This window comes from Alloyangia pacifica (genome assembly GCF_003111685.1).
Lineage (GTDB): Bacteria > Pseudomonadota > Alphaproteobacteria > Rhodobacterales > Rhodobacteraceae > Salipiger > Salipiger pacificus_A.
The window spans coordinates 859,030-879,864 of record NZ_CP022189.1; the positions used below are offsets into that span (position 1 = coordinate 859,030).

19 protein-coding genes are annotated in these 20,835 nt (G+C 66.2%); 10 read left to right on the forward strand and 9 right to left on the reverse strand.

The window, feature by feature from the left end; genetic code table 11:
- Window positions 1-5: 5 nt before the first annotated feature.
- The 7 genes from CEW88_RS04120 to CEW88_RS04150 all read right to left on the reverse strand — a co-directional run bounded on the left by CEW88_RS04120 (window position 6) and on the right by CEW88_RS04150 (window position 7,515).
- Window positions 6-971, reverse strand: coding sequence for a type II secretion system F family protein (locus tag CEW88_RS04120; protein ID WP_108964811.1), 966 nt, complete (start codon window positions 969-971; stop codon window positions 6-8).
- Between the two features lie 3 nt (window positions 972-974).
- Window positions 975-2,414: a CpaF family protein gene (locus CEW88_RS04125; RefSeq protein ID WP_108964812.1), complete on the reverse strand. Its 1,440-nt coding sequence runs from the start codon at window positions 2,412-2,414 to the stop codon at window positions 975-977.
- Between the two features lie 12 nt (window positions 2,415-2,426).
- On the reverse strand, window positions 2,427-3,677 hold the full coding sequence (locus tag CEW88_RS04130) for an AAA family ATPase (RefSeq protein WP_108964813.1): 1,251 nt from the start codon (window positions 3,675-3,677) through the stop codon (window positions 2,427-2,429).
- Between the two features lie 202 nt (window positions 3,678-3,879).
- Window positions 3,880-4,527 carry an OmpA family protein gene (locus tag CEW88_RS04135; RefSeq protein ID WP_108964814.1) on the reverse strand — a complete coding sequence of 216 codons (648 nt, stop codon included), beginning with the start codon at window positions 4,525-4,527 and terminating at the stop codon, window positions 3,880-3,882.
- A 22-nt stretch (window positions 4,528-4,549) separates the two neighbouring features.
- Window positions 4,550-5,968 carry a type II and III secretion system protein family protein gene (locus tag CEW88_RS04140; protein WP_108967527.1) on the reverse strand — a complete coding sequence of 473 codons (1,419 nt, stop codon included), beginning with the start codon at window positions 5,966-5,968 and terminating at the stop codon, window positions 4,550-4,552.
- A gap of 218 nt (window positions 5,969-6,186) precedes the next feature.
- Complete coding sequence (gene cpaB / locus CEW88_RS04145) at window positions 6,187-7,044, reverse strand: Flp pilus assembly protein CpaB (RefSeq protein WP_108964815.1); 858 nt, start codon at window positions 7,042-7,044, stop codon at window positions 6,187-6,189.
- A gap of 249 nt (window positions 7,045-7,293) precedes the next feature.
- Entirely contained in the window at window positions 7,294-7,515 is a 222-nt protein-coding gene (locus CEW88_RS04150) for a hypothetical protein (protein ID WP_108964816.1), read from the reverse strand.
- Window positions 7,516-7,894: 379 nt separating this feature from the next.
- On the opposite strand from CEW88_RS04150, the gene CEW88_RS04155 reads away from it, so the two are divergent.
- The 5 genes from CEW88_RS04155 (at window position 7,895) to CEW88_RS04175 (ending at window position 15,212) form a co-directional block, all read left to right on the forward strand.
- Window positions 7,895-8,845 carry a lytic transglycosylase domain-containing protein gene (locus CEW88_RS04155; RefSeq protein WP_108964817.1) on the forward strand — a complete coding sequence of 317 codons (951 nt, stop codon included), beginning with the start codon at window positions 7,895-7,897 and terminating at the stop codon, window positions 8,843-8,845.
- 123 nt (window positions 8,846-8,968) lie between these two features.
- The gene (hrpB, locus tag CEW88_RS04160) at window positions 8,969-11,434 is read left to right on the forward strand and encodes an ATP-dependent helicase HrpB (RefSeq protein ID WP_108964818.1); all 2,466 of its coding nucleotides are present in this window, start codon (window positions 8,969-8,971) and stop codon (window positions 11,432-11,434) included.
- A gap of 802 nt (window positions 11,435-12,236) precedes the next feature.
- Window positions 12,237-12,569: an ArsR/SmtB family transcription factor gene (locus CEW88_RS04165; protein ID WP_108964819.1), complete on the forward strand. Its 333-nt coding sequence runs from the start codon at window positions 12,237-12,239 to the stop codon at window positions 12,567-12,569.
- Window positions 12,570-12,609: 40 nt separating this feature from the next.
- Entirely contained in the window at window positions 12,610-14,037 is a 1,428-nt protein-coding gene (locus tag CEW88_RS04170) for an FAD-dependent oxidoreductase (RefSeq protein WP_217626435.1), read from the forward strand.
- Window positions 14,034-15,212, forward strand: coding sequence for an MFS transporter (locus CEW88_RS04175; protein WP_108964821.1), 1,179 nt, complete (start codon window positions 14,034-14,036; stop codon window positions 15,210-15,212). The genes CEW88_RS04170 and CEW88_RS04175 overlap by 4 nt, the downstream gene beginning before the upstream one ends.
- Before the next feature lie 299 nt (window positions 15,213-15,511).
- Here CEW88_RS04175 and CEW88_RS04180 read toward each other — a convergent pair whose 3' ends face one another.
- Window positions 15,512-16,498 carry an IS1595 family transposase gene (locus CEW88_RS04180; protein ID WP_108964822.1) on the reverse strand — a complete coding sequence of 329 codons (987 nt, stop codon included), beginning with the start codon at window positions 16,496-16,498 and terminating at the stop codon, window positions 15,512-15,514.
- Window positions 16,499-16,667: 169 nt separating this feature from the next.
- On the opposite strand from CEW88_RS04180, the gene meaB reads away from it, so the two are divergent.
- The 3 genes from meaB (at window position 16,668) to CEW88_RS04195 (ending at window position 18,705) form a co-directional block, all read left to right on the forward strand.
- On the forward strand, window positions 16,668-17,663 hold the full coding sequence (meaB, locus tag CEW88_RS04185; RefSeq protein ID WP_108964823.1) for a methylmalonyl Co-A mutase-associated GTPase MeaB: 996 nt from the start codon (window positions 16,668-16,670) through the stop codon (window positions 17,661-17,663).
- Between the two features lie 117 nt (window positions 17,664-17,780).
- Window positions 17,781-18,071, forward strand: a complete 291-nt coding sequence (gene rpmB, locus CEW88_RS04190) for a 50S ribosomal protein L28 (RefSeq protein WP_092429714.1) — start codon at window positions 17,781-17,783, stop codon at window positions 18,069-18,071.
- Between the two features lie 202 nt (window positions 18,072-18,273).
- Entirely contained in the window at window positions 18,274-18,705 is a 432-nt protein-coding gene (locus tag CEW88_RS04195; RefSeq protein ID WP_159099551.1) for a copper chaperone PCu(A)C, read from the forward strand.
- Here CEW88_RS04195 and CEW88_RS04200 read toward each other — a convergent pair.
- Complete coding sequence (locus CEW88_RS04200) at window positions 18,695-19,417, reverse strand: NAD-dependent deacylase (RefSeq protein WP_108964825.1); 723 nt, start codon at window positions 19,415-19,417, stop codon at window positions 18,695-18,697. The two genes, CEW88_RS04195 and CEW88_RS04200, sit on opposite strands and share 11 nt — an antisense overlap.
- Before the next feature lie 87 nt (window positions 19,418-19,504).
- On the opposite strand from CEW88_RS04200, the gene CEW88_RS04205 reads away from it, so the two are divergent.
- Window positions 19,505-19,960 (forward strand): low molecular weight protein-tyrosine-phosphatase, encoded by a 456-nt coding sequence (locus CEW88_RS04205; protein ID WP_108964826.1) that lies wholly within the window; start codon window positions 19,505-19,507, stop codon window positions 19,958-19,960.
- Window positions 19,961-20,089: 129 nt separating this feature from the next.
- Complete coding sequence (locus tag CEW88_RS04210) at window positions 20,090-20,611, forward strand: acyloxyacyl hydrolase (RefSeq protein ID WP_108964827.1); 522 nt, start codon at window positions 20,090-20,092, stop codon at window positions 20,609-20,611.
- Window positions 20,612-20,835: the final 224 nt, after the last annotated feature.

Genomic DNA, 20,835 nt, shown 5'->3' on the forward strand with positions numbered 1-20,835 from the left:
GCGCCTCAAACTTTGATGTTCACCAGGATCCGCATGACGATCAGGTTCAGAACCAGAAAGATGGCCACGGCGAAACAGGCGGGGATGAAGAGGGGGTGGTCGATCACCCCGTCGTAGTAATGCGGATCCAGCACCTGGATCGCGAGCAGCACGAACACCGGGAACCCCGAGAGGAACTTGCCGGACCATTGCGCTTCGGCGGTGATCGCCTTCACCCGGCGGAACAGGCGGAAGCGGGCGCGGATCACCTTGGCCAGACCCTCGAGGATCTCGGCGAGGTTGCCACCCGACTGCTGCTGGATGCTGACCGCCACGGCGAGGAAGCGCAGATCCTGCATGTCCAGCCGCTCGGCCATGTGTTTGAGCGCCTCGCCGATGTCGCGGCCATAGGTCGCCTCGTCCGATATCACGCCGAATTCGGTCGCGAGCGGGTCCTTGATCTCTTTCGAGACGATGCTGATCGCCGAGCTGAACGGGTAGCCGACTCGCAGGCTGCGCACCATCAGCTCAACCGCGTCGGGCAATTGCTCCTCGATCAGCGACAGGCGCTTCTTGGCCTTGCCGTTGACCCACATGTAGACGCCGCCGACACCGATGCCGATCCCCATCACCAGCCGCACGGGCAGCGAGGCCCCGGTGGCGAGACTGAGCGCGAAGAAGGCAAAGATGCTGACCGCGACCATGATCAGCATGAGCTGCTGCGGGGTGAAGGCGAGCGCCGCTTTCTGCGCCCGGTCCGCCAGCAGGGAATAGAGCGGGATGCCGCGATTGTTGCCATGCTGGTCCATCTCCTTGCGGAGCGTCGCCAGCACGTCCTCGCGCGAGGTGTTCTTGCCGAGCATGTCCAGCCGGCGGTTGACCTTGCTGTTCAGCCGGATCGATTTGCCGAATGCGACGAGGTAGATGCCCTCGACCAGCACCAGTACACCGATGAAGATCAGGCCATAGATAATCGGTTCTGCGCTGAGCATGGGTTACTCCGGCCGGAAGGGTTCGTAGATCGAGGGCGGCACGTCGTAGCCCCACATGCGGAAGCGCTCGGAATAGTGACTGCGCACCCCGGTGGCGGTGAAATGCCCGATGATCTTGTTGTCAGGGGTGAGGCCGACGCGCTGGTAGCGGAACACCTCCTGCATCGAGATCACATCGCCCTCCATGCCGGTGATCTCGGTGATCGAGGTCATCCGGCGCGAGCCGTCCTGAAGGCGGCTGGCCTGCACCAGCACGTTGACGGCCGAGGAGATCTGGCTGCGCATCGCCTTCAGCGGCATCTCGACGCCGGCCATGGCGATCATGTTCTCGAGGCGCGAGATGGCGTCGCGCGGGTTGTTGGCGTGGATCGTGGTCATCGAGCCGTCGTGGCCGGTGTTCATCGCCTGCAGCATGTCGATCACTTCCTCGCCGCGCGTTTCGCCGACGATGATACGGTCGGGGCGCATCCGCAGAGCGTTCTTGAGGCAGTCGCGCGGGGTGACCGCGCCTTTGCCCTCGACGTTCGGCGGGCGGCTTTCCATGCGGCCGACGTGGGTCTGCTGGAGCTGGAGTTCCGCCGTGTCCTCGATGGTCAGGATGCGCTCGGCGTCGTCGATGAAGGAGGAAAGCGCGTTGAGCGTCGTGGTCTTGCCCGAACCAGTACCGCCCGAGACGATGATGTTGAGGCGGGTGGCGACGGCGGCTTGCAGGTAGACGGCCATCTCCTCGGTGAAGGCGCCGAACTGCACCAGGTCGTCGATGCCGAGCTTGTCCTTCTTGAATTTCCGGATCGACACCAGCGAGCCGTCGACGGCGATCGGCGGCACCATGGCGTTGAAGCGCGAGCCGTCGGCGAGACGGGCGTCGACATAGGGGTTGGATTCATCGACGCGCCGGCCCACGGCCGACACGATCTTGTCGATGATCCGCATCAGGTGGCGCTCGTCCTTGAAGGTTACGTCCGAGAGCTGCAGCTTGCCGCTGCGTTCGACGAAGATCTGGTGCGGACCGTTGACCAGGATATCCGAGACGGTGTCATCCTTGAGCAGGGTCTCCAGCGGACCGAGGCCCTTGACCTCGTCGTAGAGCTCCTGGTTCAGCGTGCTGCGTTCCTCGCGGTTCAGCACGATGCCTTTTTCCTGCAGCGACTCGGTGGCGATCGCGGCGATTTCCTCGCGCAGTTCCGCCTCGCTGGCCTGGTCGATGGCGGCGAGGTTGAGGTTGTCGAGCAGGGCGCGGTGCAGGTCGAGCTTGATCTCGCCCATGCGCTCTTTGCGCTTCTTCTCGCGGTCCTGCGGTCCCGGTTCAGCCGCGCGCTTGGGCGACGGCTTGCGCATTGCCTGCGGCCGGTCAGCGGCCTCGACTGGCACCATCTGGGGTTTTGGCGGCTCCGCCGGGATGGCGGCGGGCGGGGGCGGGGACTTCTTGTAACGCGAGAACATTGCGGGCTCCTATCACGCGGCTTCCGCATCCGACTGGCCGATGGCGTAGAGCTCGGCGGCCAGCTTGGCGATTTCCTTGCGCAGGGGGTTCTTCGCCGCCTGCTTGGCCAGCGGCAGGCCGTGGTCGCCGGCCATCTGGACCTGCTTGCCGCCATCGGGCAGCTGCAGGCCGATCTCGATCCCGAGGTTCTCGGCCATGCGCTTGGCGCGGGTCTTGCCCTGGAGGTCGGTGAACTTCGGCGCGCGGTTCAGCGCGAAGCGCAGTTTCTCGAAGGGCAGGTCCTCGGACTGCAGCGCGCGCTTCAGGCGCAGCGCGTTCTGCGCCGAGCGCATGTCGAGCTCTATCAGCGCGAAATAGACCTGGGACTCGGTCAGCACCGTCTCGGTCCAGTGGGCGATGGTCTTGGGCAGGTCAACCACGACAAAATCGAAATGGTCGCGCGCGGTGTCGAGAAGGGCCTTCACGTCCTCGGGCGAGAGAATGTCGAGCGGCAGCAGATCCGGCGGCGCGGTGAGCACGCTCAGCTTGTCGTCATAGTTCACCAGTGCCTGACCAAAGCTGTCGCCGTCCATCGCGGGGATGTCACTGAGCAGTTCGAAGACCGCGTCGCGGCGCGGCAGGTCGAGGTAAGTGGCGATGGTGCCGAACTGCAGGCCGAGGTCGATCAGGCAGACGCGGGGCGCGCCGCCCTTGCGCACGGTGGCAAGCTCCCAGGCGAGGTTGACGGCAAAGGTGGTGGTGCCGCAGCCGCCGCAGAGACCTTGCGCTGCGATCAGCACGCCGTCGCCGCCACCCTTGAGGGTCACCGTTTCTGGCGCAGGCGGGGCCATGGTTGCGGCGCGGGCGGCCTCGGCGCGGGCGCGCAAGCGCATCACGGCGGCCTCCAACTCGCCCTCGGGCAACGGGTAGGGGGCAAATTCGTCGGCCCCGCCGCGCAGCAGCTTGTGCAGTGACGCGGGAGTCACATCGTCGGCGATCAGCACCACCTTGATGCCCCGCTCGGTTGCGCGGGCAATGATCTGGCCGAGCAGCGGCAGGTTGTCCTCGTCCGCGCTGTCTATGGCGAGCGCGATGAACTCCAGCGATGCCGCGTCGGGCTGGCCGAGGAAGGTGAGCGCATCCTCAAAGCCGAGATCCCCCCAGGCTTCGCCCAAAAGCGCTTCCATGTCCTCGATGAGCAGGTCGAACGCCTGTACGTCCCGGCTGATGGTGCAGGCCAGGATGGGCGCAGGGGCAGGCTGCCGCTCGGGAGATGTGGTCATTCTTCTTGTCCTTTGCCTCTCGCGGGGGCGGTGGCAAAGGGTGCGTGCATCCGCAACCGCGCCCCGCCCGCCGCTCTGTGCCCCGACTCGAAAGCCGTGCCGGGAGCGACCCGCTGGGACAGAAATTGTCGGTCAAGTGGGGCAACATTTTGTCCGAATTTCCGTAATTGTACGGAATTGTCGGACGATAAGGCGGCGTATCTTAAGAGCCGCTACCGGACTGCGACAGAGACGTGCCGGTCAGCACAGTCTCGGGTTGAGCGCTGCGGACATACTCGCGATAGATCACCTCGGCGTATTTTCCATCCAGCAGGGCGGGATGGCCGGCAACGAATCCCGAGACCTCGGTCACGGTGCGACGATTGCGGCGCTCGCGGCCCTCGGTGACGACCAACGGTTGTGTTTCCCCATAGGAAACAACCGCCTCGAGCCGGGCACGCGAGATTCCGAGCGTCGAGAGGTAGCTGACCACGGCCTGCGCCCGGCGCAGCCCGAGCGTCTTGTTGTAGCTGGTGCTGCCGACGAGGTCGGTGTGGCCGTAGACGCGGAACCTGATTTCGGGGAACTGGCGGATCCAGTCGGCCTGCTGGCGCAGGATGGTCTGCGCCTCGGCGTCGAGCTGGCTGCTGTTGAAGGCGAAGGTCACCATGCTGGGCACTTCGGCGGCAAAGCGGGCCGAAAGATCGTGCACGTAGCCCTGCCGGCCGGTCATCACAAGCGTGTTGGTCATCGTGGAATTGCCGAAGGTGCCACCGTCGACGGCGGAGCCGCTCTCATTCGGCGAGCAGGCGGCGAGCAGGGCCAGACCCGCGGCGGCGCTTGCGATCCGGAGCATGGGGAAGCCGGTCATTTGCTGTCGTACCTGCATCGGATCAATCCATCACATAGCCGTAGGAGCCGCTGAAATCCTGCTTGGCGACCTCGCCGGCCGCGCCCTTCACCGGGCGGTTGCCCTCGGCGGTGGTCCGGCCATAGAGGAACAGGTCCCGCTCGGAGGGCGGCTTCACCCGGTCGGTGGGCAGCGCAAGCGCCTGGCCGCGGGTGGGGGTCACCAGATGCGGCGTCACGATGATGACCAGCTCCGACTGCTGTCGGCTGTATTCGGCGCTGCGGAAGAGCGCTCCGAGCACGGGCACATCGCCGAGCCAGGGAACCTGTCCGTTCAGATCGGTGAAGTCGTCCTGCAGCAGGCCCGCGATGGCAAAGCTCTCGCCATCGCGCATCTCTACGGTGGTCGAGGTCTCGCGGCGGCGGAAGGCGTCGATGTGGATTTGCTCCTGATCGAAGCCGTTGGAGCTGTCGATGGACGAGACCGCGGCCTTCAGTTCAAGGTTGATCAGATCGCCGTCGACGACCCGCGGAATGAAGTTCAGCTCGACGCCGAAGGGCTTGAAGTCGACCGAGATCGTGCCTTCCTGCTGCGCCACCGGAACGGGGTATTCGCCGCCGGCGAGGAATTTCGCCTCCTGCCCGGAGAGGGCGGTGAGGTTCGGCTCCGCCAGCGTGCGGACCACGCCCTTGGATTCCAGCGCCTCGAGCAGGATGCCCACCTCGAGCCCGCCTGCGTTGAAGCCGAAGACCGCGGCTCCCTCGGTGCCGGCGGCTACAGTGACCGGCGAGCCAAGCGCGTTGTCGCCGTCGATCCAGCTTCCGGTCTCGGAGGCCAGCCCAAGATCGCCGCCCAGCAGGTCGCCGCCCAGCGACAGCGAGCTGCGCAGGGTCTTGGCAACCGAGCGCTGCATCTCTGCGAAGCGCACCTTCAGCATGACCTGCTGCACACCGGCCACCGACATCAGGTTCGACACCCTCTCGGGCGCGTAGCGCTGCGCGAGATCCAGAGCGCGGTCGAGCTTCTGGGTGCTCGACACGGTGCCCGAGAGCACGATGCCGTCATTGGCGGTGCGCACCTCGATGTTCTCGCCGGGCAGGATTTGCCGCAGCCGTTCCTTGAACTCGCTGACATCGGCGGCAACGCGCACATCGACATTGGTGATCAGGCGGCCGTTTTCGTCGAGGATGGTCAGCGTCGTGGTGCCGGGCGTCTTGCCAAGCACGTAGATCGTCCGGTCCGACAGCGAGGAGATGTCGGCAATCGCCGGGTTGGCGATGGAAAGCTCGGCAAAGGGTGAGTCGCTTTCGACCACCACGGCGCGGTTCATCGGCACGTTCAGCGCAGTTTCGGTGCCGGTACGCACAACCCGCAGGTTCTCGGCCCGCGCGCTCGGGGGAAGGGCAGTCACGCTCAGCGCCAGCCCGAACAGGGCCGCCTTGAGGAAATTTTCGACTTTCATGTGACCTGCCTTCATGTGACCTGCCTTTCGATCACGCCTCGGGAGCGGGTCGTGGCGCCCGCCTTTGCGCGCAGTCTGCGCGCAAACCTGTTTCCAAGCAAGAATCAATGACTTCGCGCCGGTCCTTGGTGTGGACCCCGGGCAACATCCGGCTCGGAGACGGCAATGAAACAGGGGATGCCGGTTTGGCGCCCCCTGTGCAAGCTGTTGATTCCGTATCAGTTCGTGCAGGGGATCGGGATGTCCGCCACCTCGCCGCCGCGCCGCAGGCGGGTGGTGCAGGTCTGGGCGAGCGCTTGTTTTTGCTGTTCTTCCGGCGGCTCGAGGCCGAGCATGACGCGCTGGTCCACCTCGATGACGTCGGCCACGGTCTGGTCGTTGGCGTTCATCAGCGAGAGCGACAGCCGCCCCGAGCTTTGCGCCTGCGCCAGCGAGGCGATCTCCTGCGGGGTGGCGGCCACGGTCACCGAGCGGGCAATGTTCACGTCGGCATCGTCCATGTCGGCGGTCTGGTCGATGGCGATCAACCGCACGCCGGCCTGGATCAGCTTGGTGAACTCGCCACGGGACTGCCGCGGATCCTCCGAGGGCATGCGCCCGGTCCAATAGACGTCGACCCGGTCGCCGGGGCGCAGGAAGCCCGACACGCCGGTGTGCACGTCGACCTTAATTGCAAAGGCGCGCTGGCCTTTTTCGAGGCGCGAGGTCAGCCCGGCGTCGCCGCCCGGCTCGCTGATCTTGATCGGCACCAGGGCTTCGAACTTCTCGAGCGGGCGCATCGCGAGGCGGGGCGCATCGCCCTCTTTGAAGAGTTGGGTGTTCGCGTCGAAGGCGTTCTCGGGAAGGATTTCGAGCGGCCAGGGGGCAAGCCGAACGTCCTCGGGGGTGATGATCTGGCCGTGGGAGATGGCGCGGGTGGTCACGTAGATCTGCTTGGTGGGCACCGCCTCGACGGATTTCTCGCGCTCTTTTTCCAGGGCGACCTGGTAGGCGCCGATGTAATTCTGAGCCAGGTAGACGGCGAAGCCGGCCAGGCCGAGCCCCGCGATGAGAACCAGTCCGAATAGCAGTCGCATCTCTGTCCCTTTCGATAGCGGGCCGGACCGGCCCCTGGCGTTACATCTGTCACATCAGCGCAGGTTTCCCATGCGCGGCCCAAGGACGGTGTTACGTGCGGATTGTGGTGAAAAATGGCCGGTTCTAGGCCTTCATGGCGGCGGATTTCTCTTGGAGCGCGAGGGGCTGCTTGCCGAGCGCAAAACGACAACCGCCGCCTGGCGGGTGCCGGCGGCGGTCTTCGTCAAGCAATGTCGTCTTTCCGCGGATCAGCTCCCGCCTTCAGCGGGGGGCGTGGTGCCCTCGGGGAATGTGCCGCTTGATACAGTGGACAGGTTGTCGCCGACGTTGTTGAGCGCCTCGGTCACGTTGCCGCTGATCAGCGAGTAGGCGCCGGCTGCCATGGCGACCACGGCTGCGGTCAGAACGACCCAGTCCACGGTGACTGCGCCATCTTCGTCATCGCGGAAGGTTTTGATAAATTTCAGCATTTCTCTCTCCGTAAATCCAGTTTGCTCTCTCTCGTCAACCGCTGCGGGGGCTGTCGCGGGCCTCTCTCAATGCCCAGTCCCTTGCGGCCTGAAACCTATAAAGCTGTCAGAATGAGGCGGGACTTTGGCGCAATCGGATTGTTTTTATAGTCGGGAAAGGGTTTTTGGAATGTTTAGCAAGGTGCTGATTTATATATATAAAATATCAAGCCATGCGCCATTTCTGGCAAAAGAACGCCCGTTCGAGGCGCCAGGCCCCAATTTTCCACACGCATACCAGAGAATCTTGGTTGACGTCGCAATCTGTGCGAGACTCGTGCACGAAGCAGTTCGCAGGCGCGCCTCGAGCAGGGCGCGCGATTCCGGGGTGAACCGCGACATGATCAGCCGGGCGCAGACCCGGGCAGGGCATCCGGCCGGGGTGCCGGCACACCTGGCAGACGAGGCAGCAGTGACCGCAGGCGCGATCCACCATTCGTTTCTACGTGCGCCCGCGCTCGCGGCAGCGCTTGCGCTTGCGCTGATCACCGGGCCGCTGCCGGCCGAGACCCCGCCACCCTTTCCCGAGTTCTCGGCCAAGCGTGTGACCCCGCCGAAACCGGGCGCGACGAAGCGCATCACCGTGCAGATCGCGCCGCCGCCGCCGAAACCCCTGCCGCTGCCGCAGGCTGGCGCCGAAGCCGCGCCCATCCCCGGCAGTATCCCCGGCAGCCCCCCGGGGCGCGCCGAGGGGGCGGGCAGCTACGCCTGGTTCTGGCAGGCGGTCTCTCCGGAGCTCTCGGCCTCCGGGCCGGGACGGCTCGAGCCGGCGCTGCTCAGCCTCGGCAAACCGCCGCAGGGGGCCGGGGTGGGGGCGCCACGGTTGCAGCAGCTGCAGGATATGGCGGCGGGCTATGGCCTCGAGCTGCTCAAGGCCACGGTGGGCACCCGCGTCTCGCCGGCGCTGGCACTGGCGGTCATGGCGGTGGAGTCGGGTGGACGCAGCGATGCGGTCAGCCGGGCAGGGGCGCAGGGCCTCATGCAGCTCATGCCCGCGACCGCCGCGCGCTTCGGCGTCGCCAACGCGCTCGATCCGGTGCAGAACATCCGCGGCGGCGTTGCCTTCCTCGACTTCCTCATGGAGCGCTTCGACGGCGATCCGATCCTTGTTCTGGCGGGCTACAACGCCGGAGAGAATTCGATCCCGCAATACCAGGGCGTTCCGCCCTACGCCGAGACCCGCGACTATGTCCCCAAGGTGCTCGCCGCCTTCACCGTCGCCAAGGGACTGTGCCTCACCCCGCCGCAGCTGCTCTCCGACGGCTGCGTCTTCCGTGTCTCAGCCAACTGAGCAGGGCCGCCCCCGTCTCCTAGGTCGACATGCCCCGGGAGAGGCGTGCGCAGCGCGACAGTGGCGGAGACGTCCATATCCCGGCTCTCGACGCCGCGCCCGCGATCCCGCATAACCTCGCGCATGCAAAAACTGCCCATCGACGCCGCCCTTCCCGAGCTCATCTCCGCCCTGCGCGCGCAGGGCCGCGCCGTGCTGCAGGCACCGCCGGGCGCGGGCAAGACCACCCGGGTGCCGCTCGCCATGCTCGAGGCCGGGCTGACGCCGGGCCGCATCGTCATGCTCGAGCCGCGCCGGCTTGCCGCCCGCGCTGCCGCCACGCGCATGGCAGAGACGCTGGGCGAGGCCCCGGGCGAGACCGTCGGCTACCGCATCCGCGGCGAGAGCAAGACCTCGAAGGCGACCCGCATCGAGGTGGTGACAGAGGGCATCCTCACCCGGATGATCCAGTCCGACCCCGATCTGCCCGGTGTCGGCGCGGTGATCTTCGACGAATTCCACGAGCGTTCGCTCAACGCCGACTTTGGTCTCGCGCTCTGCCTCGAGATTGCCGGGGCGCTGCGCGACGATCTTCTCCTGCTCGCCATGTCCGCCACGCTCGACGCGGGTCCCGTTGGCGAGTTGATGCAGGCGCCGGTCATTACCTCCGAGGGCCGCAGCTTCCCGGTCGAGCCGCGCTGGCTCGAGCGCTCGGTGCCGAAGACCCAGCGCTTCGAGCAGGCCATGGCCGATCTCATCGTGCAGGCGGCCTCCGAGACCGAGGGAGGGCTGCTGGCCTTCCTGCCGGGCGAAGGCGAGATCCGCCGCACCGAGGGGCTGCTCAAGGGCCGCTTGTCCAAGGACGTCACCATACGTCCGCTCTTCGGTGCCATGGAGTTCGCCGCGCAGCGCGCTGCGATCCGCCCCGAGCCGCCGGGATCCGGCACCCGCAAGCTGGTGCTCGCCACCTCCATCGCCGAGACCTCGCTGACCATCGAGGACATCCGCGTGGTGATCGACGGCGGCCGTGCCCGGCGCGCCCGCTTCGATCCCGGCTCGGGCATGTCGCGGCTGGTGACGGAGAAGGTCACCCGCGCCGAGGCCACCCAGCGCGCGGGCCGCGGTGGCCGCGTCGCCGAGGGGATCGCCTACAAGCTCTGGACCCGGGGCGAGGAAGGGGCGCTGCACGCCTTCCCCCCCGCCGAGATCGAGACCGCCGATCTTGCCGGGCTGGCGCTGGAGCTGGCGCTCTGGGGTGCCACGCCCGAGGAGCTGCCGTTCCTCACCGCGCCCCACCCAGGCGCCTTTGCCGAGGCGCAGGCGCTGCTGACGATGCTCGGCGCGCTCGACGCGCAAGGGCGTATCACCGCCCATGGCCGCCAGCTCGCCCGGCTGCCGCTGCACCCGCGGCTGGCGCATATGCTCAGCCTCGCCGGTCCCGAGGCCGCGCCGCTCGCCGCGCTGCTGGCCGAGCGCGACCCGCTGCGCGGCGCCCCGTCCGACCTCAGCTACCGCCTCGAGGCCATCCGAGACCTGCGCCGTTTCACCGAAAGCCGCCCCTTCGAGGTGACCCGCGCCGCGCTCGATCGGATCAAGCAGGAGACCAGGCGGCTCGCGCGCGCCGCTGGCGCAGGGCAGGCTGCCGAGAACGGCGAGCGGCTCTCGCCAGCCGCGCAGGCCGCGCTCGCCTATCCCGACCGCATCGGGCTACGCCGCAAGGGCGATGCGCCGCGCTACCAACTCTCCGGCGGCAAGGGCGCGGTGATGGACGAGGCCGACCCGCTGGCGCAGACCCGGCTCATCGTGGTGACGGACACCGACGGCAACCCGCGCGAGGCGCGCATCCGCCAGGCCATCCCCATCGCCGAGTCCGAGCTGCGCGCGCTCTTCTCCGAGCAAATCGGCTGGCACGAGGTCTGCGAATGGTCGAGGCGGGACCGTAGGGTCATCGCCCGGCGGCAGGAGCGCTTCGGCGTGCTGGCGCTCGATGACCGGCAGTGGAAAGATGCGCCCGCCGAGGCAATCTCCCGCGCAATGCTGGACGGGGTGCGCGACCTGGGCATCCCGCTCTCCGATGCTGCCCGCCGGTTCTGCGCCCGTGTCGAGATCGGCCGCGCCGCCGGGCTCGACTTGCCGGATATGGGTCCCGAGGCGCTGATGGCCGGGATCGAGGACTGGCTGCTGCCTTTCCTGGACGGCGTGAAAAGCGTCGAGGACTGGAAGCGCTTCGACCTGCTTCCCGCCCTGCGGTCCCGGCTCGACTGGGGGCAGATGCAGGCGCTTGACGCCAAGGTTCCGGGCAAGTTCACCACGCCGCTCGGGCGCGAGATTCCGATCGACTACTCGGGCGAGCACCCCGAGATCACGCTGCGCATCCAGGAGATGTTCGGCCAGCGCACACACCCGATGGTTGGCAAGGTGCCGCTGCGGGTCACGCTGCTCTCGCCAGCCCGCCGACCGGTGCAGACCACCATGGACTTGCCGGGCTTCTGGGCGGGCTCCTATGCCGACGTGCGCAAGGACATGAAGGCGCAGTACCCGCGCCACCCCTGGCCCGAGGACCCACGCGAGGCCGACCCCACGCTCCGCGCCAAGCCCCGCGGCACGTGACCTGTCGCTTCGTCTCTTTCCAAAAAGGTTCTCTTCCCAAATAGGCCGGGGGGTGTAAGCGCAGGCCAAGAGCGGGCACCGGCACCAAAAATTTTTGGGGGTGTCCGCAAACCGTGTTGGTCCTCTATGCGGGGCCAAGCAGCCATTTTTTCTGGGTGCAAGGTTCGGCTTAGCCGGTGAAGAAAATGCGGAGCAGCAGGTAGGCGCCCACGCCCCGGCCCAGCACATCGATGTTGAGGCATGCTTGCCGACACATTCGTTTCTCCAGAGAGCAACTGAACGGCAAGCATGCCCAACATCGTCTGCCGGGCGGTATCAAGCACGTGTTGCAGACCGGAAGCGCCACGCCGATTTGAGGGCAAGTGCCCAAGAACAAGAGGCACAAATCCGAAGAGGAAAACGGACCTGGCGGCCAGTGCGATCAGCGGCACCATTGTCGCGGGCGCATCGAACGCAATAAGCCGATAAACAGCGGCACACTTACCATCCTCCAAACCCCGAGGATCTGCAGCCAAAGAGGTGCGCGCCGCCGCGGTCGGCGACGGTGAGAATGAGGAGCTGCCACTTCGAGAGGCCTCGCATCGTTTTCAGCCGTCGCGAAATCCTCCCACTTGGGGCGGGGCGTCCGCGCGACCTTCTTCGGATCTGCGACGTGCCGGACCCATTCGCGAGAACCCTTGCGCGATTCCCGCTGGCAACCTGATATCTGACTTACTCACCAGCCGGAGAGCGGCTCCCATCTTCTTCGAAGATTCTCGAAATTCCGCTTGACCGCCCTGTGCTCGACGCCTAACTTATTTCCATGAACATCGAAATAGCATCGCGTCAGCTTGAAGCACTTGGGAACGACACGCGTCTCGGGATCTACCGGACACTGGTCCGTGCTGGCATGGGAGGGCTCTCAGTCGGTCAGATCCAGGATCGCGTTGGTCTTCCGGCCTCCACCCTGTCGCACCACCTCAAGCGGCTTGTCGATCAGGGTCTCGTCCGGCAGGAGCGATCGGGGACGAGCCTGATCTGTCACGCCGAATACCCGGCAATGAGCGCACTGATCGGCTTCCTCTCGGACGAATGCTGTGCCGATGAATGTGGAGCCAAGACCAGCCGTCCCGAAGCGTTGCCCGCTGAGGACTGAGTTTTACCCAATATTTCCATGATACCGGAAGGATGGAATGATGTCTGATCTCAAAAAACTGCCCGTCGCGGTGATCGGCGCTGGCCCGGTAGGGCTCGCCGCAGCCGCCCACCTTCTGTCGCGTGGGATGGAGCCGCTGGTCTTCGAGCGCGGGGCAACCATCGGGTCGACTGTCGCAGAATGGGCCCATGTGCGTGTCTTCTCGCCCTGGGAATACAACGTCGACAGCGCCGCACGCCGCCTTCTCGAGGCGGGCGGATGGACCATGCCTGATCCGAAGCACCTGCCCACCGGGGGCGAATTGATCGCGGACTACCTCGGGCCTCTCGCCGCACATCCCGACGTCGTCCCGCATCTGCGCCTCGGCGCGACCGTCACGGGGGTCACCCGCCAGGGCCATTCCAAGCTTTCCAGCTTCGGACGGGACGAGGCCCCATTCATCGTACTCTGGACCGATGCGTCAGGGACCCGGAACCGCACGATGGCACGCGCCGTGATCGATGCGTCCGGCACATGGGTCAAGCCGAACCCGATCGGGATTGACGGACTTCCGGTCGAAGGTGAGATCGAGGCCGGGGATCGCATTGCCTACGGCATCCCGGATGTTCTCGGAGCGGCCCGGCCCGACCATGCCGGCCGACATACCCTGGTGATCGGCGCCGGACATTCCGCGATCAACGCGGCGCTCGACCTGATGGAGCTTCAGGAACAGGCGCCAGGCACCCGCATCACCTGGGGGACGCGTTCCGGTGGCATCGAGCGGATTCTCGGCGGAGGTCTGGGGGACGAATTGCCGGGGCGCGGTCGGCTGGGACTTCGCGCGGCAGAGGCCGTGCGGTCCGGGCGTGTGACGTTCCGATCGCCATTCGTAGTCGATTCCATCGTGCGCACAGGCGACACCCTCAGTGTCTCAGGGACTGAAGACGACCGGCCTGTGCGCTTTGAAGTCGATCGCATCGTCGTCGCAACCGGCTTCCGCCCCGACCTGTCCATCCTGTCTGAACTTCGTCTATCGCTCGATCCCATTGTCGAGGCGACACCTGCTCTCGCACCCTTGATTGACCCCAACCTGCATTCCTGTGGGACGGTGCGCCCACATGGTGTGGTCGAACTGATCCAGCCGGAGAAGGACTTCTACATCGTCGGCATGAAGTCCTACGGCCGTGCGCCGACCTTCCTGATGACCACGGGCTATGAGCAGGTCCGATCTGTCGTTGCCGAACTGGCCGGCGATCCCGTTGCGGCGCGCGAAGTGCGACTCAAGCTGCCGGAAACCGGCGTCTGCAAAGTGTCCTCCGGCCCGGTAGCCTCGGCATGCTGTGCGCCAGCACCTGCGGATAGCGGATGCTGCGGCGGGGCGCCGAAGGCAGACACCTCCGCCTGCTGTGCCGATGATGAGAGCGCGAAGGCCGAGGGCAAGTCCGGCTGCGGGTGCGGCACGAAGAGCGCGTCTGAGCTGACAGCATGACCGGCGTCGCCCGGATGAGAACGGTTTCGGCCCTTGGCGTGATCGAGATCTTCGCCTGGGGAACGAGCTTCTACCTGATCGCGGTTCTGGCTGGTCCGATCGCGGCCGAAACAGGCTGGTCAGGGGCCATCGTCTCGAGCGGGGTCTCCATTGGCCTTCTGGTCTCCGGCCTGTCAGCGACCTTCGTCGGCAAGTTGATCGAAGCGCATGGCGGGCGCCTTGTGCTCGCCGCGGGAATGGTGTTGCTGGCCTGTGGGCTGGCGCTTCTCGGGCTTTCTCGCAGCCTTCCGGCCTACTACCTCGCCTGGGCGGTGATGGGCGGAGGTATGGCTTGCGGTCTCTATGATGCCGCGTTCTCGACTCTCGGCCGGATCTTCGGTCGTGATGCCCGTTCCGCGATCACTCAGCTGACCCTCTGGGGCGGGTTCGCGAGCACCGTCTGCTGGCCCCTCTCGGCCTGGCTGGTCGAGAACGTGGGTTGGCGCTCCGCCTGCTTCGCCTACGCCGGATTCCATCTGGCCGTCAGCCTACCGCTGGCGCTCCTCGCGCTTCCGCGTGCGGTCAGGCCAATGACCAGCGGGCCAAGGCAGCAGGTGACGCTTGCAGACCCGGTTCCCGTGACCGACTTGCGCTTCGTCTGCCTCGCAACGTCCGGGGTCGTGCTCGCGATGCTTTCCACGATCTGGTCGGTGCATTTCGTGACGATCCTCACGGCCTCAGGCTACACGATCGCCGCGGCGATCGGCATCGGCACCCTCATCGGGCCCGCGCAGGTCGGAGCGCGGGTTCTGGAGATGATGGGGCGCGGGAGGCATCATCCGGTCTGGACGATGCTGGCTGCCACCACTGCCGTCTTCGCAGGGTTCCTCGGTCTTCTCCTGGGCATGCCTGCCGCCATCGCCATGATCGCCTATGGGGCCGGCAATGGACTCTGGTCGATTGCCCGAGGCGCATTGCCGTTGTCAGTGTTCGGCTCGGAAGGCTACGCACGCACCATGGGGCGACTTGCGACGCCGATGCTGATCTCATCCGCCGCTGCCCCATCCGTCGGTGCATGGATGATCGACGTGCTGGGCGCCGAGACAATGCTTGGCATCATGGCGACGGTTGCGATCGTGCCGCTGGCCCTGGCGCTGGCGCTCCATCGACTGAAAGGACAGGTCGCCCCCGTCTGAGGTTGGCAAAGGCTACAAGCGTCCACAGGCCGCGAGGGCTTGAGAGTTCCACAAGACCGGCAGGGCTGTGGACGTCCAGGAACCGCTCGGGTTCGTACCGATCCTCGAACTTCCGCCAGAGCGGCGACCCATGGTAGACTCACGGCCGGTCCAGCACGCGCCTCGATGCCGAACGGCGCGAACTGCCGATCCTCCTCTGTATCGCGCACAAGTACTTCCACACCGAGCAAGAGTTAGAGCGTGCCGTGGAGAATCTCCGCGCGCTCATCTGACCATGCAATATCTGTGGATGCCGCCATTCATGCGCGGACAGTCTCCGCCGGGCGCATACCCGCCAGCCGCACCTCCAGCCAGCGGATGTAGCCGCTGAGGTTCTTCGTGGCTGGTCCGCAGAAGGGCCCGATGAATCTTTTGTAGCGAGCATGGAGCGAGTTCACGTTCTGGATGTGATAGCAGCCTGAGGCCACTCGCGTGCCGGGCTTGCTGCCCACCACGAAGTGCTCAAGACCGGCTGCTGCTGCGAGGTTCTTGTAGCCGTTGGCACCGTCGGAACAGAGTACGGCATCGTTCGGAACCAGCGGCTTCATGGCGCGCTCGAGCGTCACGCTCTTTCGGTTCGGCAGGCGTCGGAAGAGGCGCGCGCCGCCTCGGTCAGCGACGGTGAGTATGGGGAGCTGCCACTTCGAGAGGCCTCGCATCATCTTCAGCCCCTGTGTCGTGAAGTCCTCCCACCTGGGGCGGGGCGGCGGTGCAACCTTCTTCGGATCTGCGAAGTGCCGGACCCATTCACGAGAACCCTTGCGCGATTCCCGCTGGAAGGTCTCATCCGCCTCCACGATCCCGGAGAAGCTCACGGTTGAGCTGCTGCCGATGATGGAAAACACCAGCATCCGCCAACGCCAGACCGTGTATTTGTTGAGTCCCAACTGCCGCGCGAGCTTGCGCACCGACTGAGGCGCGGCGGCACCCAGCATGTCCTGCAGCGCGACCATGAACAGGTCCGGGCGATGGAGCCGGCCAATGGCGCTGCCCGTTCTTCCCGAATAGGTTTTCCGGCAGCCCGTGCAGCGGTAGCGCTGGACCTTGGTCCGGGTGCGGCCCCACTTCTGTCGGCGCTCGTCGCCGCAGAAGGGGCACTTGTCATCTTGGATAGTCCGTGCTTCGATCTCCGAGATCGCCTCGGTCTTCCGTCGGAGATCCCTGATCTTCGACTGGGCGTCCTCGATCTGGGCCGGGTTCAGGCGGTCGAGGGCATCGAGAAACCGGCGAAAGTCGTGGTGCAGCATGGGTATCCTCCGCGTCAAGAGCCGAGTGATATAGGCCCATCTGCGAAATCACGAAGCGCACCAACACGGTTTGCGGACACCCCTAAATTTTTTGCCTGGAAGGAAGACCCCGCGGGTGGACATTGCGGGCGCTGGCGGCGCAAATCGAGCGCAAACGGAGCGAGGTGGCATGGATATCGAGGATCTGGCGGCACGCATCGAGGCCGGCGAACGGCGCGCGCTGGCGCGGGCAATCACGCTTGTGGAAAGCGGCCGGGCCGATCACCGCGCGCAGGCGACGGCTCTGCTCGACCGGCTGCGCGGCGGCGGGCGCCAGGGGCTGCGGATCGGTCTCTCGGGCACGCCCGGGGTGGGCAAATCGACCTTCATCGAGGCCTTCGGCATGATGCTCACCGGGCAGGGGCTCAGGGTGGCGGTGCTGGCTGTGGACCCTTCTTCGGCGCGCTCGGGCGGGTCGATCCTTGGTGACAAGACCCGCATGGAACGGCTGTCACGGGACCGCAATGCGTTCATCCGTCCCTCGCCGGCGCAGGCGCAGCTCGGCGGAGTGGCGCGGCGCACGCGCGAGGCGATCGGGCTTTGCGAGGCGGCCGGTTTCGACGTGATCCTGATCGAGACCGTCGGGGTCGGCCAGTCCGAGACCATGGTGGCCGACATGTCCGATCTCTTTCTGCTGCTGCTGGCTCCCGCCGGCGGCGACGAGCTGCAGGGGGTGAAGCGCGGCATCATGGAGAGCGCCGACATCATCCTCGTCAACAAGGCCGACGGCGAGCTGAAGGGCGCCGCCATGCGCACCTGCGCCGATTACGCCGGGGCGCTGCGGCTCTTGCGCAAGCGCCCGCAGGACCCGGAGGGCTTTCCCAAGGCGCTGACGGTCTCGGCGCTGGAGGAGGCGGGACTCGCCAAGGCTTGGGATGAGATGCAGGCGCTGGTGGGCTGGCGCCGCGAGTCGGGGCAGTTTGCCGCTCGGCGGGCGGAGCAGGCGCGCCACTGGTTCGAGGCCGAGGTGCGCGAGGGTCTCCTCGCCCGGTTGCGCAAGGAGCCTGTCCGCGGCGCCATGGAGGCGCTGGCACGCCGGGTCGAGGAGGGGCAGCTCAGCCCGGCCCAGGCGGCCGAGGACATCCTCGACACCTATCTGCGGGGCTATGCCGGGAAGGGCTCTTGACGCCGATGGGGCTTGGAGCTAGAGAAGCCCGACCAGATTCCGGGCGCTGTGCAAGCGGCGCCCTTTGATATTGGCGGAAGGCCCGCTTTCGCCCCGAGACATGAAGGAATGGACCCAATGTCGCGCGTATGCGAACTGACCGGCAAAGGCCCGATGACGGGCCACAACGTGAGCCACGCCAACAACAAGACCAAGCGTCGCTTTCTGCCGAACCTGAATGATGTGACTCTGCAATCCGAGACTCTCGGCCGCGGCGTCAAACTGCGCATCTCGGCTTCGGCCCTGCGTTCGGTTGACCACCGTGGTGGCCTCGACAAGTTCCTCGCCAAGGCGAAGGACGTCGAACTCAGCGCCAATGCCCTGAAAGTGAAAAAAGAAATCGCCAAGGCACAGGCTGCCCAGGCCTGATCCTGCCCACAGAGATTTCCACAGCCCCGGAGCCTTGTGCTCTGGGGCTGTTTTCTTTTGTTTCTATTGCTTTAAGTCAGGTGCGCCTTCATGTGGCGTACTGATTGGACATGAATTGTCCACACGTCATCCCCTTGCGGCAGCCGTGTGGATGGTCCACGAATTCCCAAGCATTGCGTTCACTTGGGGAGAATTGCTTAGAATGTGCCTGAAGATCTTCGCTGCCACTGTTCTGGCATTGTCCACAGTCGGGTCGGCGCGTGCCGATATCCGCATCGAAGAGGCCTACGCGCGGGCCGCGATGCCCTCTGCGCCCACCGCCGCGGTCTATCTCGAGCTGCACAATGACGGGGCCGAAGATGAGGTGCTGCTCGGGGCCAGTTCCGAAAGCGCCGCGAAAACCATGCTGCACGGGAGTTCCGAAGGGGCGGGCGGCGTGATGACGATGACCGCGCACCAAGGCGGCGTGGTGATTCCCGCCGGGAGCAGCCATGTCTTCGCGCCCGGCGGCGATCACGTGATGCTGATGGGTCTGACGGAGCCGCTCGACGTGGGTGCGACGCTCGGCCTCACCCTCAGCTTCGAGCGGGCGGGGGAGATTCGCATCGAGGTACCGGTCGAACTCAGCCGCTGAGCGCGCGCGAGAGAATCTCCTCGACCCAGAGCGGGACGATCTGGCTGGCGGGGCCGACCCGGTGCTCGGAAAAGCTGCGCGAGGTGTCGCTGCCGCCAAGGTTCAGCTCGACCGTATGCGCCCCGGCGAAGGCCGCCTCCTGAACGAATCCCGCCGCCGGGTAGACCTGTCCCGAGGTGCCGATGGCGGCGAAGAGGTCGCAGCCACCGATGTGTTCGACGATCTCATCGATGAAGTAGGGCATCTCGCCGAACCAGACGATGTCGGGGCGGGTCGCCGGGCGGCCGCAGTCAGGGCAGGGATCGGCAGGCCGCATGACCAGCGGCGCCGGCCAGCGCGTGCCGCAGGCGGCGCAGAGCGCGCCCTCTAGCGCGCCGTGCATGTGGATCGCCGCCGCGCCAGCCTTCTCGTGCAGCCCGTCGACGTTCTGGGTGACGAGAACCACCTCTCCCGCGTGTTCCTGCTGCAGGCGGGCCAGCGCCGCATGGGCGGCATTCGGAGCGGCCTCGGCGGCCTGCGCGCGGCGGGCGTTGTAGAAATCGTGCACCAGTTGCGGGTTGCGGGCAAATCCCTCGGGGGTCGCCACGTCCTCGATCCTGTGCTGCGCCCAGAGTCCCCCCTCGTCGGGGAAGGTGCCGAGACCGCTCTCGGCAGAAATTCCGGCGCCGGTGAGGATGACGATCTTCTCTGCGGTGCTGCCTTGCGCTGCCATGGTGCCCCCAAATTGCCTGTTGCCCTAGCCGGGCCGCTTTGTATCGCCGCCGCCTTCGCGCTATCACGGGGCTCGAAGGAGACCCGCATGACCTACCGTATCCTCTTTGTCTGCCTGGGCAATATCTGCCGTTCCCCCTCGGCCGAGGGGGTGCTGCGCGCGATGGCCGAGGCACGCGGGCTCAGGCTCGAGATCGACAGCGCCGGCACCGGTGACTGGCACGTGGGCGAGCCGCCCTACGGCCCGATGCAGCGGGCGGCAAAGGCGCGGGGGTACGACCTGTCGGCTCTTCGCGCGCGTCAGGTCTCGCGCGAGGACTTTCATCACTTCGATTTGATCTTGGCGATGGACGGGGCGAACATGGCCAATCTCGAGGCGATCCGCCCGGCGGGCGGCAGGGCGGAGCTGGCGCTCTTTACCGACTATGCCCCCGAAACCGGCGCCACCGAGGTACCGGATCCCTACTATACGCGGGATTTCGACGGGACGCTCGATCTGGTGGAGCGGGCCGCCGAGGGGCTGCTGGCGCGACTGTCGCGCTGAGACGCTGTGGCTTGGCGGATGCGCCGGTTTCCCGAGCCTGTCCGCCGGGTAGACAGCGCCGCATTCCTGCGCCATGCAGACGCCAGGATTTGACGGCGCGACAAGCGCCGGAGCAGACAGGAGAGCACAATGGCCAACGGAACCTTCGCGGTGCTGATGCTGATCGGTGGCCTCACCGACATGGGGATGAACTATTGCGGCACGTCCGAAGGCTGCCTTGGGCCGAACGAGACGCAGCCGCGCGTGGCTTTCTCCCTGGGCAGCGTGGTCGAGCGCCAGGCCGAGGCCAAGGGCGAAGCCTACCTGCGCTATGACTTCGGGCGCAAGTTCGGGCCTTTCGGCCAGGCCATCGGCGTGTCGATGACCGAAGATGGCGAAGGCTGGCTCGGCTATGGCGCCACCTACAAGAAGAACTTCGGCTACAGCCCCTTCTATGCCGAGCTGCACCTCATGCCGGGGATCTACATGGACAACGGCGGATTTGACCTCGGCGGCCCGCTCGAGTTCCGTTCGGGCATCGAACTGGGCTACGAGTTCAACCAGGGATGGCGGGTTGGTCTCAGCTATGACCACCGCTCCAACGCCGACATCTACGACAACAACCCGGGCATCGAGACGGTGCAACTGCGGGTGAGCATCCCGACGCGCTGAGCGCCGCACCGATTGCGTGCCAAGGGGCGTCCGGTTCGGGCGCCCCTTTTTGCCGTGCCGTGGCCGATCGCCAACCTGCTGAAGGTCGATTGCGCTGCGTTGCCGGGTCCAGAAAAGGCGCCCGGCGAGTCCTGAGGCAGCCGGACAAAACCAGAGGGCCGGAGCAATGCGCCCCGGCCCTCTCATCTTTCTTCAGGTGCTCCCCGAAAACCGCACCGCCGCGG